Origin of the sequence: Pseudomonas sp. zfem004 (assembly GCF_032621715.1) — a bacterium.
In the GTDB taxonomy this organism is placed as follows: Bacteria; Pseudomonadota; Gammaproteobacteria; order Pseudomonadales; family Pseudomonadaceae; genus Aquipseudomonas; species Aquipseudomonas sichuanensis.
Genome location: NZ_JAVYJF010000001.1, coordinates 82,483 through 96,439, shown reverse-complemented (window position 1 = coordinate 96,439; position 13,957 = coordinate 82,483). Strand labels below are relative to the sequence as shown.

Annotated in this window: 14 protein-coding genes; 6 read left to right on the top strand and 8 right to left on the bottom strand. The window is 64.5% G+C overall.

The genetic code is table 11. The features are described from left to right. Nucleotides 1–60: 60 nt before the first annotated feature. The 5 genes from RTH46_RS00480 to def are packed head-to-tail and all read right to left on the bottom strand — an operon-like array spanning nt 61 to nt 4,587. Nucleotides 61–375: a tetratricopeptide repeat protein gene (locus RTH46_RS00480; protein WP_279846629.1), complete on the bottom strand. Its 315-nt coding sequence runs from the start codon at nt 373–375 to the stop codon at nt 61–63. 11 nt (nt 376–386) lie between these two features. Continuing rightward, on the bottom strand, nt 387–1,760 hold the full coding sequence (trkA, locus tag RTH46_RS00475) for a Trk system potassium transporter TrkA (RefSeq protein ID WP_110994077.1): 1,374 nt from the start codon (nt 1,758–1,760) through the stop codon (nt 387–389). A 23-nt stretch (nt 1,761–1,783) separates the two neighbouring features. Further along, nucleotides 1,784–3,091 carry a 16S rRNA (cytosine(967)-C(5))-methyltransferase RsmB gene (gene rsmB / locus RTH46_RS00470; protein ID WP_153786824.1) on the bottom strand — a complete coding sequence of 436 codons (1,308 nt, stop codon included), beginning with the start codon at nt 3,089–3,091 and terminating at the stop codon, nt 1,784–1,786. Then, nucleotides 3,088–4,020 (bottom strand): methionyl-tRNA formyltransferase, encoded by a 933-nt coding sequence (gene fmt / locus RTH46_RS00465; RefSeq protein ID WP_153786825.1) that lies wholly within the window; start codon nt 4,018–4,020, stop codon nt 3,088–3,090. Before fmt ends, rsmB begins: the two co-directional genes overlap by 4 nt. Nucleotides 4,021–4,080: 60 nt before the next feature. After that, entirely contained in the window at nt 4,081–4,587 is a 507-nt protein-coding gene (def, locus tag RTH46_RS00460) for a peptide deformylase (protein WP_110994080.1), read from the bottom strand. 209 nt (nt 4,588–4,796) lie between these two features. On the opposite strand from def, the gene dprA reads away from it, so the two are divergent. From dprA to RTH46_RS00440, 4 genes are all read left to right on the top strand, one after another. After that, entirely contained in the window at nt 4,797–5,894 is a 1,098-nt protein-coding gene (dprA, locus tag RTH46_RS00455) for a DNA-processing protein DprA (RefSeq protein ID WP_316904829.1), read from the top strand. 39 nt (nt 5,895–5,933) lie between these two features. Beyond that, nucleotides 5,934–6,491 carry an L-threonylcarbamoyladenylate synthase gene (locus tag RTH46_RS00450; protein WP_153786827.1) on the top strand — a complete coding sequence of 186 codons (558 nt, stop codon included), beginning with the start codon at nt 5,934–5,936 and terminating at the stop codon, nt 6,489–6,491. Between the two features lie 264 nt (nt 6,492–6,755). Next, nucleotides 6,756–7,199, top strand: coding sequence for a hypothetical protein (locus tag RTH46_RS00445; RefSeq protein ID WP_153786828.1), 444 nt, complete (start codon nt 6,756–6,758; stop codon nt 7,197–7,199). 485 nt (nt 7,200–7,684) lie between these two features. Beyond that, the gene (locus RTH46_RS00440) at nt 7,685–7,996 is read left to right on the top strand and encodes a hypothetical protein (protein ID WP_316904828.1); all 312 of its coding nucleotides are present in this window, start codon (nt 7,685–7,687) and stop codon (nt 7,994–7,996) included. Between the two features lie 344 nt (nt 7,997–8,340). Here RTH46_RS00440 and RTH46_RS00435 read toward each other — a convergent pair whose 3' ends face one another. Next, a complete protein-coding gene (locus RTH46_RS00435) occupies nt 8,341–9,318 on the bottom strand; it encodes an NADPH:quinone reductase (protein WP_316904827.1) in 978 nt (325 codons plus the stop codon). Between the two features lie 131 nt (nt 9,319–9,449). Between RTH46_RS00435 and hemF the strand changes: the two genes are divergently transcribed. Together hemF and aroE are read left to right on the top strand one after the other, a co-directional pair. Continuing rightward, on the top strand, nt 9,450–10,361 hold the full coding sequence (gene hemF / locus RTH46_RS00430) for an oxygen-dependent coproporphyrinogen oxidase (RefSeq protein WP_316904826.1): 912 nt from the start codon (nt 9,450–9,452) through the stop codon (nt 10,359–10,361). Nucleotides 10,362–10,386: 25 nt separating this feature from the next. Then, a complete protein-coding gene (gene aroE / locus RTH46_RS00425; protein WP_153786832.1) occupies nt 10,387–11,211 on the top strand; it encodes a shikimate dehydrogenase in 825 nt (274 codons plus the stop codon). Between the two features lie 108 nt (nt 11,212–11,319). Here the strand turns inward: aroE and RTH46_RS00420 are convergent, their stop codons facing one another. Beyond that, on the bottom strand, nt 11,320–12,885 hold the full coding sequence (locus RTH46_RS00420; RefSeq protein ID WP_316904825.1) for a SulP family inorganic anion transporter: 1,566 nt from the start codon (nt 12,883–12,885) through the stop codon (nt 11,320–11,322). 142 nt (nt 12,886–13,027) lie between these two features. After that, on the bottom strand, nt 13,028–13,951 hold the full coding sequence (choX, locus tag RTH46_RS00415) for a choline ABC transporter substrate-binding protein (RefSeq protein WP_316904824.1): 924 nt from the start codon (nt 13,949–13,951) through the stop codon (nt 13,028–13,030). Nucleotides 13,952–13,957 lie beyond the last annotated feature (6 nt).

Sequence of the window (13,957 nt, the reverse complement as noted above, 5' to 3'; positions counted from 1 at the left end):
CGGTGTATGGCACCGGCTTCGCCGGTGTTCGCGGGTAAACCCGCTCCCACAGAGACTGCATCAAGTCGATGTTTTGTTCAGCTTCTTGAGAAAAACAGCCATCTCCTTCTCGGCCTGCTTGTCCCCATGGGCCTGCGCCGCCTCGATCCCCTCCTCCCAAGCCTTGCGCGCCCCAGCCAGGTCACCCTGCAGCTGATACGCCTTGCCCAGCAGCTTCCATGCCGCCGAATACTTGGGGTCCTGCTGCACGCAACTGGCCAGATGCACCACCGCCTCGGCGCCATTGCCTTCATCCAGCCAGGCCTTGCCCAGGCCAAAGCGCAGCAGCGGGTTATCCACACCCTTGGCCAGCATCTTCTCTAGCGATTCGCGCATGCCCTGCTCCTTTAGAAGAAACTCAAGCCCACGTGGAACAGCTTCTCCACGTCCCGGATATGCTTTTTATCCACAACGAACAGAATCACATGGTCGCCCGACTCGATCACCGTGTCGTCATGGGCGATCAGCACTTCCTCGTCGCGGATGATCGCGCCGATGGTAGTACCCGGCGGCAGGGCGATGTCCTCGATGGCCTTGCCCACCACCTTGCTCGACTTCGCATCGCCATGGGCCACGGCCTCGATGGCCTCGGCCGCGCCACGGCGCAGCGAGTGCACGCTGACGATATCGCCGCGGCGCACGTGGGCCAGCAGCGTGCCGATGGTGGCCAGCTGCGGGCTGATGGCGATGTCGATGTCGCCGCCCTGCACCAGGTCGACATAGGCCGGGTTGTTGATGATGGTCATCACCTTGCGCGCGCCCAGGCGCTTGGCCAGCAGCGACGCCATGATGTTGGCCTCGTCGTCGTTGGTCAGGGCCAGGAAGATGTCGGCGTCGGCGATGTTCTCTTCGAGCATCAAGTCCTTGTCCGAGGCGCTGCCCTGCAGCACCACGGTGCTTTCCAGGGTGTCGGAAAGGTGCCGGCAGCGCGCCGGGTTCATCTCGATGATCTTCACCTGGTAGCGGCTTTCGATGGCCTCGGCCAGGCGCTCGCCGATCTGCCCGCCACCGGCGATCACCACGCGCTTGTTGGTTTCGTCGATGCGTCGCAGCTCGCCCATCACCGCACGGATGTCCTTCTTCGCGGCAATGAAGAACACTTCGTCGTCGGCTTCGATCACCGTGTCGCCCCGGGGCGTGATCGGCCGGTCGCGGCGGAAGATCGCCGCCACGCGGGTGTCGACGTTGGGCATGTGGGCGCGTATCTGGCGCAGTTGCTGGCCCACCAGCGGCCCGCCGTAATAGGCCCTGACCGCCACCAACTGGGCCTTGCCCTCGGCGAAGTCGATCACCTGCAGCGAACCGGGGTGTTCGATCAGGCGCTTGATGTAGTTGGTCACCACCTGCTCGGGGCTGATCAGCACGTCCACCGGGATGTGGTCGTTGTCGAACAGCTCTTCGCGGGTGAGGTAGGCCGATTCGCGCACCCGGGCGATCTTGGTCGGGGTGTGGAACAGCGAGTAGGCCACCTGGCAGGCGACCATGTTGGTCTCGTCGCTATTGGTCACCGCCACCAGCATGTCGGCGTCGTCGGCGCCGGCCTGGCGCAGCACCGTCGGCAGCGATGCGCGGCCTTGCACGGTACGGATGTCCAGGCGGTCGCCCAGATCGCGCAGGCGCTCGCTGTCGGTGTCGACCACGGTGATGTCGTTGGCTTCGCTGGCCAGGTGTTCCGCCAGCGTACCGCCTACCTGCCCCGCGCCGAGGATGATGATCTTCATCCACTACTCCCTAGTTCTTGTGCTTACCGCGAGGCGGCGATCTTGATCAGCTTGGCATAGTAGAAACCGTCGTGGCCGCCCTCCTGGGCCAGCAGCTGGCGCCCGTGGGGCTGACGCAGGCCGGCCTCGGTCGCCAGGTCCAGCTCGCGGGCACCGGGGGTGCGGGCAAGGAAGGCGTCGATCACCTCGGTGTTCTCGGTGGGCAGGCTGGAGCAGGTGGCGTACAGCAGCATGCCGCCCACTTCCAGGGTCGGCCACAGGGCATCGAGCAGCTCGCCTTGCAGCGCGGCCAGGGCCGGGATGTCGTCGGCCTGGCGGGTCAGCTTGATGTCCGGGTGGCGGCGGATCACGCCGGTGGCCGAGCAGGGGGCGTCGAGCAGGATGCGCTGGAACGGTTTGCCGTCCCACCAGCTGGCAGTGTCGCGGGCGTCGCAGGCGATCAGCTCGGCATCGAGCTTGAGGCGGTCGAGGTTCTCGCGCACGCGGGTCAGGCGCTTGGCCTCGAGGTCGATGGCGACCATGTGCGCAAGCTTCGGCTCGGCTTCGAGCAGGTGGCAGGTCTTGCCGCCCGGGGCGCAACAGGCGTCGAGCACGCGTTGGCCGGGGGCCAGTTCCAGCAGGTCGGCAGACAACTGCGCGGCCTCGTCCTGCACGCTGACCCAACCTTCGGCGAAGCCCGGCAGGCCGCGCACGTCGCAAGCTTCGGCCAGCACGATGCCGTCACGGCTGTACTGGCAGGCGCTGGCGCTGATACCGGCCTCGGCCAGCAACGCGAGGTAAGCGTCGCGGCTGTGGTGGCGGCGGTTGATGCGCAAGATCATCGGCGGGTGGGCGTTGTTGGCGGCGCAGATGGTTTCCCACTGCTCCGGCCAGAAGGCCTTGAGCGACTTCTGCAGCCAGCGCGGGTGGGCGGTGCGCACCACCGGGTCGCGCTCCATGTCGGCAAGCAGTGCCTCACCCTCGCGCTGGGCGCGGCGCAGCACGGCATTGAGCAGGGCCTTGGCCCACGGCTTCTTCAGCTTGTCGGCGCAGCCTACGGTTTCGCCGATGGCGGCGTGGGCCGGGATGCGGGTGTAGAACAGCTGGTACAGGCCGACCAGCAGCAGCGCCTGCACATCGGCGTCGGCGGCCTTGAACGGCTTCTGCAACAGTTGCGCCGCCAGCAGGTCCAGGCGCGGCTGCCAGCGGGCGGTGCCGAAGGCCAGGTCCTGGGTGAGGCCACGGTCGCGATCATCGACCTTGTCCAGTTGCGCCGGCAGCGAGCTGTTCAGCGAAGCCTTGCCGCTGAGCACGGCGGCCAAGGCACGGGCGGCAGCCAGGCGTGGATTCATTGGCCGAGCACCTTGCCGCTGGCGAATTTCTCGCGGCGGCTGTTGAACAGGTCGGCGAAGTTGAGCGCCTTGCCCCCCGGCAGTTGCAGGCGGGTCAGGCTCAGGGCCTGCTCACCGCAGGCGACCACCAGGCCGTCCTTGCTGGCCGACAGGATTTCGCCCGGGGCGCCCTGGGCTGTGGACAGGTTGGCGGCCAGGACCTTCACGCTTTCGCCGTCCAGGGTGCTGTGGCACACAGGCCAAGGGTTGAAGGCGCGGATCAGGCGCTCAAGCTCGACGGCCGGACGGCTCCAGTCGATGCGCGCTTCGTCTTTGTTCAGCTTGTGTGCGTAGGTGGCCAGGGCATCGTCCTGCACTTCACCTTGCAGGCTGCCATCGGCCAGGCCGGCGATGGCCTGGATCACCGCGGGCGGGCCCATTTCGGCGAGGCGGTCGTGCAAGGTGCCGCCGGTGTCGTCGGCGCTGATCGGCGTGACCACTTTGAGCAGCATCGGGCCGGTATCCAGGCCAGCCTCCATGCGCATCACGGTCACGCCGCTCTCGGCGTCACCCGCCTCCACGGCCCGCTGGATCGGCGCCGCACCGCGCCAGCGCGGCAGCAGCGAGGCATGGCTGTTGATGCAACCCAGGCGCGGGATATCCAGCACCGCTTGCGGCAGGATCAAGCCATAGGCGACCACCACCATCAGGTCCGGCTGCAGCGCGGCGAGCTCGGCCTGCGCATCGGCATTGCGCAGGGTCTGTGGCTGGTACACCGGGATGTCATGGGCCACGGCCAGGGCCTTGACCGCGCTCGGCATGAGCTTCTGGCCACGGCCGGCGGGGCGGTCCGGCTGGGTGTAGACGGCCACGATCTCGTACGGGCTGTCGAGCAGGGCCTTGAGGTGTTCGGCGGCAAACTCTGGGGTGCCAGCAAAGACGATGCGCATGGAGTTCTCGCTGCAAAAAAGAAAAAGGCTTGCCGGAGCAAGCCTTCTGGAAGGGAGGGATCAGGCTTGCTGGCGGTGCTGCTTTTCCAGCTTCTTCTTGATCCGGTCACGTTTGAGCTGCGACAGGTAGTCGACGAACAGCTTGCCGTTGAGGTGATCGAATTCGTGCTGCACGCACACCGCCAGCAGGCCTTCGGCCTCGAGCTCGTAGGGCTTGCCGTCGCGGTCCTGGGCCTTGACCCGTACGCGCAGCGGGCGGTCGACGTTTTCGTAGAAGCCCGGCACCGACAGGCAGCCTTCCTGGTACTGGCCCATGTCGTGGGTCAGCTCTTCGACGCTGGGGTTGATGAAGACGCGCGGTTCGCTGCGGTCTTCGCTCAGGTCCATCACCACGACTTGCTGGTGCACGTTGACCTGGGTCGCCGCCAGGCCGATGCCAGGGGCCTCGTACATGGTTTCGAACATGTCGTCGATCAGCTGGCGCAGGGCGTCGTCGAACACCGTTACCGGTTTGGCAATGGTACGCAGGCGCGGATCGGGGAATTCGAGAATGTTCAAAATGGCCATAGGGGTCAGGCAGTCACTGTGCGGTCGGTTGAAAACTGAGCACACATAATAAAGGGAAAAGGTGGCCAAGGCACCTGTGAAAGCTCGGCTAGGGTGTGAAAGGGCGGCTTATTGCCGATTTGATGGACAGCTTTTCAAAGCGTTATCAACACAGTTATCCACAGCTTGTGCCACGCCGATGGCCCCTTTTCGATCAAGGATGATCCCCTATGCCTACACCCCGTTCGTCGCCTTGCTCGCCTGCCGAACTGGAGGCGCGGCTGCGTCTGCATCGCCTCCCCGACATCGGCCTGCGCCGTTTCCATACCCTCATCGAAGCCTTTGGCAATGCCTCGTCGGCACTCAGTGCGCCGGCCAGTGCCTGGCGTGCGCTGGGGCTGCCGGCTGCCAGTATCGATGCCCGGCGCAGCCCCGAGGTGCGCGACGGTGCATTGGCTGCAATGGCCTGGATAGAGCGTCCGGGCCAGCATTTGCTGATGTGGGACGGGCCTGGCTATCCCGCGTTGCTCGGTGAAATCGACGACCCGCCGCCGCTGCTATTCGTCGCCGGCGACCCGGCGTTGCTGGAGCGCCCGCAGCTGGCGATAGTGGGCAGCAGGCGTGCTTCACCGCCGGCGCTGGATACCGCAGGTGCGTTTTCGCGTTGCCTGGCGCAAGCCGGTTTCACCATCACCAGCGGGCTGGCGCTGGGCGTTGACGGTGCCGCTCATCGGGCGGCATTGCAGGCCGGCGGGCACACCATCGGGGTGCTCGGCACGGGGTTGCAAAAACTTTATCCACAGCGCCACCGCGACCTCGCCCGAGCGATGCTCGACAGCGGTAGCGCGCTGGTTTCCGAGTACCCCCTGGATGCCGGGCCGTTGGCGGGCAACTTTCCCCGGCGCAACCGGATCATCAGCGGGCTGTCGCTGGGTGTGCTGGTGGTGGAGGCGAGCATTGCCAGTGGCTCGTTGATCACCGCCCGGCTTGCCGCCGAACAAGGGCGTGAGGTGTATGCCATCCCCGGCTCCATTCACCACCCCGGCGCCAAGGGCTGTCACCAGCTGATCCGCGACGGTGCGTTGCTGGTGGAGAGCGTGGAACAGATCCTCGACAGCCTGCGCGGCTGGCAGAACCTGCCGCCCGCGCCTGTGGACAAACCCGGCCATCCCCTGCTCGCCTTGCTGCATGCTGCACCCCACACTGCCGAGGGCCTGGCGCACAGCAGCGGCCAGCCGTTGGCCCAGGTGCTGGCCAGCCTGACCGAGCTGGAGCTCGAGGGCCGGGTGAGTAATGAAGCCGGGCGTTGGTTTGCAAGGTCCGGCTAAGTAAACTGCGCGCAAGGCTTATATGTGGAGTGACAGCAAATGGTGAGCAGTTGGCGTGTGCAACAAGCCGCGCGTGAGATCAAGGCGGGTGCGGTGATCGCCTATCCAACGGAAGCGGTCTGGGGCCTGGGCTGCGACCCGTGGAACGAAGACGCGGTGTATCGTCTGCTGGCGCTCAAGTCGCGGCCTGTGGATAAAGGCCTGATCCTGGTCGCTGACAGCATCCACCAGTTCGACTTCCTGTTCGAGGACTTCCCCCAGGACTGGATCGACCGCATGGCCGCCACCTGGCCGGGGCCGAACACCTGGTTGGTACCGCACCAGGACCTGCTGCCCGAGTGGGTGACCGGGCAGCATGACAGCGTGGCGCTGCGGGTCAGCGATCATCCACAGGTGCGTGAGCTGTGCGCGTTGGTCGGGCCGTTGATTTCCACCTCCTGCAACCCGGCCGGGCGCCCGGCGGCCAAGAGCCGGTTGCGGGTGGAGCAGTATTTCCACAAGCAGCTGGACATGGTGCTGGGTGGGGCGTTGGGAGGGCGGAAGAACCCGAGCCTGATTCGGGATCTGGCGACCGGCGAGGTTGTGCGCCCGGGCTGATACCGCTGGCGAGGGCTTTGCCCTCGTTTCGCGGCACAAGGCCACTCCTACAGGCAACCGCGACCCCCTGTGGGAGCGGCCTTGTGTCGCAAAACGGCCCCAAAAAAACGCCCGGACTCTCCTGACTTTCTCTCAAATGGTTGCCAGGACAACCAATTGGGAAACTTCCCACTGTCTCCGTCCTAAGTCACTAACTTCTCTTCAGGAACCCCTGCCTCTAGCTTGCTCTCCGTGCGTCGCAAATCGGCGGGAGCATCCGGAGCAATGCCGCTATTCGAGAATGCCGAGTACCTGATAAGGGCGAATCTGCAGCAGCTAGCGTCCAGTCATCGGGTCAGGGCGGTGGAAATAGGCAGATTTACCGCAGATCAGTTCGAGGCGATCAACAGACAGAAAGCCGGGTTGGGTTTACCCCTGCTTGAGGATCCGGGCATCGTATTTATTGGCAGTCATGCCTACAGAAGCCGGGTGATACGAGACGGATACACCATTGATGACATGGTTGTGCAAATCAGGGCAGCGCTGGCTGCGACATCGATTTTGAAGAGTGCCACGCACCTGACTGCTCTTCGCAGCACGATTGGCCGAAACGATGGCTATGGCAATGAAATCTATGATGAGGCGATTTTTGAACTGACGGCCCGCAAGCCCAAGGCGGAGCTCTATTCCATCGTGCCTAAAGGGGATAGAAACAAGCCCAAAAAATAATGGCCGCTTAAGCGGCCAAAGGGAAAGGATGCACTCGCCCGGATAACTTGAAACTCAACCGGCGCACCAGCACAACCTCAGAGAGAAAGGCTACGCCTCAGAGTCGGCACGGTCAAGCGAGGCCCGTTCTCTCGCGTGGAGCAGCGCCTCATTCAAGGTTCTGGTTGATTTCAGGATTTTTCTGATTTTGCCGAACAGGCTGTCCAGCTTGCGAATAGAGAAATATCCTACGATCCGCGTCCGCTGCCATCACCTTCTCACAGGGAACTCCTACTTCTAGGCTCCAGACCGTCGCCGAATAACTTGGCGATCGGGTGTGGTAACCCGGTAACAGGAAGGTATCAGAGTCGTCTATGGCGGCTGTGCACGGGAGGCTCTCGAGCCTGCCGGGTCTGGTACCTCCCCGGTTTACCACCCCGTGTACAGCTGCCACCCATTCGTGTGGTAACGGACGAGGTGTCAGCCCTACTCTGTTAGAGGTTGCCATGACTAAGAAGATTGTCCCCGATCCACCCCTCCCCAACACCTCCACCCATCCCTTCGGCCGCTGCGATGCAGGCCATCCGCCCCTCTTTTCCGTGAACCCTGATGTCCAAGCACACGACGCCCTGGTGCATGTAGCGCTCTACCTGCGCTGCGCCTACGACACCGGCATCAAGGCGCTCGACCACCTGCGGGACGAGGGGCGGGGGATGTTCTGGTCCAGCCTGCATTCGCTGGAAATGGCGGAGGGGTTGGTGGAGGCGATGCTTGAGGGCATCGAGTCGGCGCCAGTGGCCAAGAATTGCACCGGCTGAGCTGACGCAATCGCGGGGCAAACCCGCTCCCACAAGGGCCACGCATAACCTGTGGGAGCGGGTTCACCCGCGAACACCGGCAAAGCCGGTGCCATACACCGCAGCGCCTGCTTCGCGGGTAAACCCGCTCCCACAGGGGGCGCACTGTCAGGGAGAAAAGATTAAATGCAAGAAACTCAATATCTGTTGAGTTCACATAGCAATGCGAAGCGATTGCGCTCGTCAGTGGCACAGCTGCGTGCCGGTAAAATTCCTTCGCATGAACTGTGGATTGATGAAAGTACCTGTGGAATCCAGCATTCGCAGGGCAGGCCGCAACGGCGAATTGCCCCGCGATAGGGTCGTTAAGGAAGAAGAACAGTCGACCCGACAGTCCGCCGCGCCGACAACTCCGTCTGCGCCTTGGCCGCCTCACTCAACGGATACCGCTGCTGGATATCCACCACCAGCTTGCCGCTGGCAATCATCGCGAACAGGTCATCGGCCATGGCCTGGGTGTTCTCGGCGTTGTTGGCATAGCTCGCCAGCGTAGGCCGGGTGACATACAGCGACCCCTTCTGCGACAAGATCCCCAGGTTCACCCCGGTCACCGCGCCCGAGGCATTGCCGAAGCTCACCATCAGCCCACGCGGCTTCAGGCAATCCAGCGAAGTCAGCCAGGTATCCGCCCCCACGCCGTCATACACCACCGGGCATTTCTGACCGTCGGTCAGTTCCAGCACCCGCTGGGCCACGTCTTCACGGCTGTAGTCGATGGTCGCCCAGGCCCCGAGCGCCTTCGCCCGTTCGGCCTTCTCGGCGGAGCTGACCGTACCGATCAGCTTGGCGCCCAGTGCTTTGGCCCACTGGCAAGCCAGCGAACCCACACCACCGGCAGCAGCATGGAACAGCACGAAATCACCCGGCTGCACGGCATAGGTCTGCTTGAGCAGGTACTGCGTGGTCAGCCCCTTGAGCATCACCGCCGCCGCCTGCTCGAAGCTGATCGCCTCCGGCAGTTTGACCAGGTTGGCCTCCGGCAGCGTGTGCACCTCGCTGTAGGCCCCCAGCGGGCCGCCGGCATAGGCCACGCGGTCACCGACCTTGATCCGGCTGACGCCCTCGCCCACCGCATCGACCACACCTGCCGCTTCGGTACCCAGCCCGGAAGGCAGCGACGGCGGCGCATACAGCCCGCCACGGAAATAGGTGTCGATGAAGTTCAGGCCGATCGCATGGTTGCGCACGCGCACCTGCTGCGGGCCGGGCGGGGCCGGGTCGAACTCCACCAGCTGCAACACTTCCGGGCCGCCATGCTGGCTGAACTGGATACGCTTGGCCATCACACACTCCTGTCGTTCGGTCGCAAAGGCCTTCTATCGGACGCCTTTGCTTGATCGCCGTCAACTGCGGCGCGGGGTTTGCCGGTGGTATGCTACGCGGCGAATTTTCCCCGCTCCTTCCAGGTGACCCGATGACCAGCCGCACCGAGGCCGTGAAAGCCTACCTGCTCGACCTGCAAGACCGCATCTGCACTGCCCTCGAGAACGAAGACGGCGGCGCCCGCTTCGTCGAGGATGCCTGGGTGCGCGATGCCGGCGGCGGCGGTCGCACGCGGGTGATCGGCGACGGCAAGGTGATCGAGAAAGGCGGCGTCAACTTCTCCCACGTGTTCGGCAGCGGCCTGCCGCCGTCGGCCAGTGCCCATCGCCCGGAGCTGGCAGGCCGTGGTTTCGAGGCGCTGGGCGTGTCGCTGGTGATCCACCCGCACAACCCGCATGTGCCGACTTCCCACGCCAACGTGAGATTCTTCATCGCCGAAAAAGAAGGCGAAGAGGCCGTGTGGTGGTTCGGCGGCGGCTTCGACCTGACCCCGTACTACGGCAATGAAGAAGACTGCGTGCACTGGCACCGTGTGGCCGAGCAGGCCTGCGCGCCGTTCGGCGCCGACGTGTACCCGCGCTACAAGGCCTGGTGCGACCGCTACTTCCACCTCAAGCACCGTGGCGAGCCACGCGGCATTGGCGGGCTGTTCTTCGATGACCTGAACGAGTGGGACTTCGACACCTGCTTCGCCTTCATCCGCGCCATCGGTGACGCCTATGTCGAGGCTTACCTGCCGATCGTCCAGCGCCGCAAGGGCACGCCGTACACCCCCGCCCAGCGCGAATTCCAGGAATACCGCCGTGGCCGCTACGTCGAGTTCAACCTGGTCTACGACCGTGGCACCCTGTTCGGCCTGCAGTCCGGTGGCCGTACCGAGTCGATCCTGATGTCGCTACCGCCGCAAGTGCGCTGGGGCTACGACTGGAAAGCCGAACCGGGCAGCGAAGAAGCGCGCCTGACCGAGTACTACCTGCAAGACCGCGACTGGCTCGCCCAGTAAGCCTGTGGATAACCGAGGATCAACCATGGACCAGTACGTCGTTTTCGGTAACCCCATCGGCCACAGCAAGTCGCCGTTGATCCACCGCCTGTTCGCCGACCAGACCGGCGAGGACCTGGAGTACGCCACCCTGCTGGCGCCGCTGGACGAGTTCAGCGACTGCGCCCGTGGCTTCTTCAAGCAAGGCAGCGGTGCCAACGTCACCGTGCCGTTCAAGGAAGAAGCCTACCGCCTGTGCGACAGCCTCACCCCACGCGCCAAGCGTGCCGGCGCGGTGAACACGCTGAGCAAGCTGGCCGACGGCACCTTGCAAGGCGACAACACCGACGGCGCCGGGCTGGTGCGTGACCTCACCGTCAACGCCGGGGTCGAGCTGGCCGGCAAGCGCATCCTTATCCTTGGCGCCGGCGGTGCTGTTCGGGGTGTGCTGGAGCCGATCCTGGCGCACAAGCCGCAGTCGCTGGTGATCGCCAACCGCACGGTGGAGAAGGCCGAGCAACTGGCCCGTGAGTTCGATGAGCTGGGGCCGGTGGTGGCCAGCGGTTTTGCCTGGTTGCAGGAGCCGGTGGACGTGATCATCAACGCCACTTCGGCGAGCCTGGCTGGCGAGCTGCCGCCGATTGCCGAGAGCCTGGTCGAGGCGGGGCGTACCGTTTGCTACGACATGATGTATGGCAAGGAGCCGACGCCGTTCTGCCAGTGGGCGAGCAAGCTGGGTGCGGCGAAGGTGCTGGATGGGTTGGGGATGCTGGCGGAGCAGGCGGCCGAGGCGTTCTTTATCTGGCGTGGGGTTCGGCCTGAGACCGGGCCGGTGCTGGATGAGCTGCGCAGGCAGTTGGCTCGCGGCTGAGCCTGCTACCCAATCGCGGGGCAAGTCGCAGCGGCGAACCGCCGCTCCCACGCCATTACCGTATCCTGGCGTGGGAGCGGCGGTTCGCCGCTGCGACTTGCCCCGCGATTACTCTTCGAACCTGATCGGACAATCCTGAGCCCCTTCCAGCTTCTGTAGCTCATCAATCACCTGCGGCCTCGCCCGCTGCAACGTCAGGCTCCCGCCATTGCGCATCAACCGCCGCGCCTCGCGGTGCAACATATCCACACCCGAATAATCGATGAAGTTGACCTGCCGCGCATCGATCACCACATGCGGCCCCTGGCAGCGCTGCAGGCGCACCTGCAGGTAGTGCGCCGCGCCGAAGAAGATCGACCCGCCCACCCGCAAGATGTCCGCCTCCCCTTCCCGGCTCTGCTGCACCCGTGGCCGCGACGTGCGCTTGAGGTAGAAGAACAACGACGCCAGCACCCCGGCATAGATTGCCGTCTGCAGCTCCAGCAGCAGCGTCGCAGCCGCCGTCAGCGCCATCACCAGGAACTCCGAGCGGCTGACCCGGAACAGCGCGCGAATGCCGCGATGGTCCACCAGCCCCCAGCAGATCAGCAGGATGCTCCCCGCCATCGCCGGGATAGGCAGATGGGCGATCAGCCCGGCGCCGGTCACGGCGAACAGCGCCACCCACAACGCCGAAAACACCCCGGCCAGCGGCGAACGCGCACCTGCGTCGTAACTGAGGCCCGAGCGAGTGAAGGAACCGGCGGACAGGTAACCGGAGAAAAACGCGCCTGCGATGTTCGACAGGCCTTGTGCACGGATTTCCTGGTCTGGGTCGATCAGTTGCTCCGAACGTGCCGACAACGAGCGGGCAATCGACAGGCTGGTGACCAGCCCCAGCATGCCCACCGCCACGGCGCTGGGCAGCAGGCGCAGCATCAGTTCCACATCCAGCAGAGGCAGCGGGCTGAAGGGCGGGAGCTGCCCGGTGAACGCAGCTACCCTGGGTACGTGGGCGAAGTAGCCTGGCAGCAGCCAGGCCACCAGGCTGACCAGCAGCAGGCTTATCAACAGGCTTGGCCAGCGTGGGCGCCACAGTTTCAGGGCAATACCGATGACCAGCGTGGCCAGCCCCAGAACCAGCGATGGCACATCCACCTCGCCCATGTGCCCGGCCAGGTCCTGCACGGTCTTCAACGCAGTGGCCTGGCTTGGCAGGTCCATCCCCAGCAGGTTCGGTAACTGCCCAAGGGCGATGACGATGGCGGCGCCGAGGGTGAAGCCCAGCACCACCGAGTGGGAGACGAAATTGACCAGCGCACCGAAGCGCAGCAGCCCTAGCAGCAACTGGAAGATGCCGCCGAGGAAAGTCAGCAGCAGTACCAGGGTTACATAGTCGGCGCTGCCGGCCACGGCCAGCGGGCTGATGCTGGCATAGAGAACGATGGAAATGGCGGCGGTGGGGCCGCAGATCAGGTGCCAGGACGAGCCCCACAGGCAGGCGATCAGTACCGGGACGATGGCCGCATACAGGCCGTATTCGGCGGGCAGGCCGGCGATCAGGGCGTAGGCGATGGATTGCGGCAGGGCGAGGATGGCGCCGCTCAGGCCCACCAGCAGGTCCTGGCGCAAGCTGCGGCCCGATTGGCGGGGGAGCCAGGTGAGGAAGGGCAGCAGATGGGTCAGGCGGGGCATGGGGATAACAGATTCCTGAAGATTTCACCGACCCTGTGGGAGCGGGTTTACCCGCGATCACCGGCACAGCCGGTGCCATAGACCGCGGTGCCTGTTTCGCGGGTAAACCCGCTCCCACAGGGGCTATGTGTCGCTCAGCGGATCACAGTTTAGCTATTACGGTTTTTTGGGCATCCTCGCCCGCTTTGGTGGTCACTCCTGCGAGCCAGGCATCCAACAGCTCAGGATGCGCTTTCACCCAAGCCTTGGCCGCTTCATCAAAGCTCACCTTCTTATCCACAACCTCAGCCATGATGCTGTTCTCCATCTCCAGCGAGAACTTCAGGTTGCCCAGCAGCTTCGCCGCATTCGGGCACGCTTGTGGATACCCCTTGCGAGTCAAGGTGTAAACATCGCCCTTGCTGCCGAACCATTTCTCCCCTCCCGTGAGGTAATGCATCTTCAGCTTCACGTTCATCGGGTGCGGGGTCCAGCCCAGGAAGGTGATGAACTGCTGCTTCTTCACCGCCCGGTCGACCTGCGCCAGCATTGCCTGCTCGCTGGATTCGACCAGTTTCCACTGGCCCAGGTCGAACTCGTTCTTGTCGATGATCTCTTTCAGCGACAGGTTCGCCGGCGCGCCCGATCCGATACCGTAGAGCTTCTTGTCGAACTGCTCGGCATGCTGTTGCAGGTCGGCGAAGTCCTTCACGCCCGCGTTCCATACATAGTCAGGCACCGCCAGGGTGAACTCGGTGCCTTCCAGGTTCTTCGCCAGTTGCTGCACATCGCCATTGGCGATGAACTTGTCGTGAAAGCCCTGCTGCGCCGGCATCCAGTTGCCGAGGAAGGCATCCACCCGGCCATCCTTGAGGCCGCCGTAGATGATCGGCACGGCCAGGCTGTCGATCTTCACCTGGTAACCCAGGCTTTCCAGCAGCAGTCGGGCCAGGGCGTTGGTGCTGGCGATATCGCTCCAGCCGGGGTCGGCCAGCTTGACGGTGCTGCATTGCGCGTCGCTGTCGGCGGCGTGGGCCGTGCCCAGGCTCAGGGCCAGGGCGAGCACGGCGGTGGAGAACTTCTGCATGGCGGC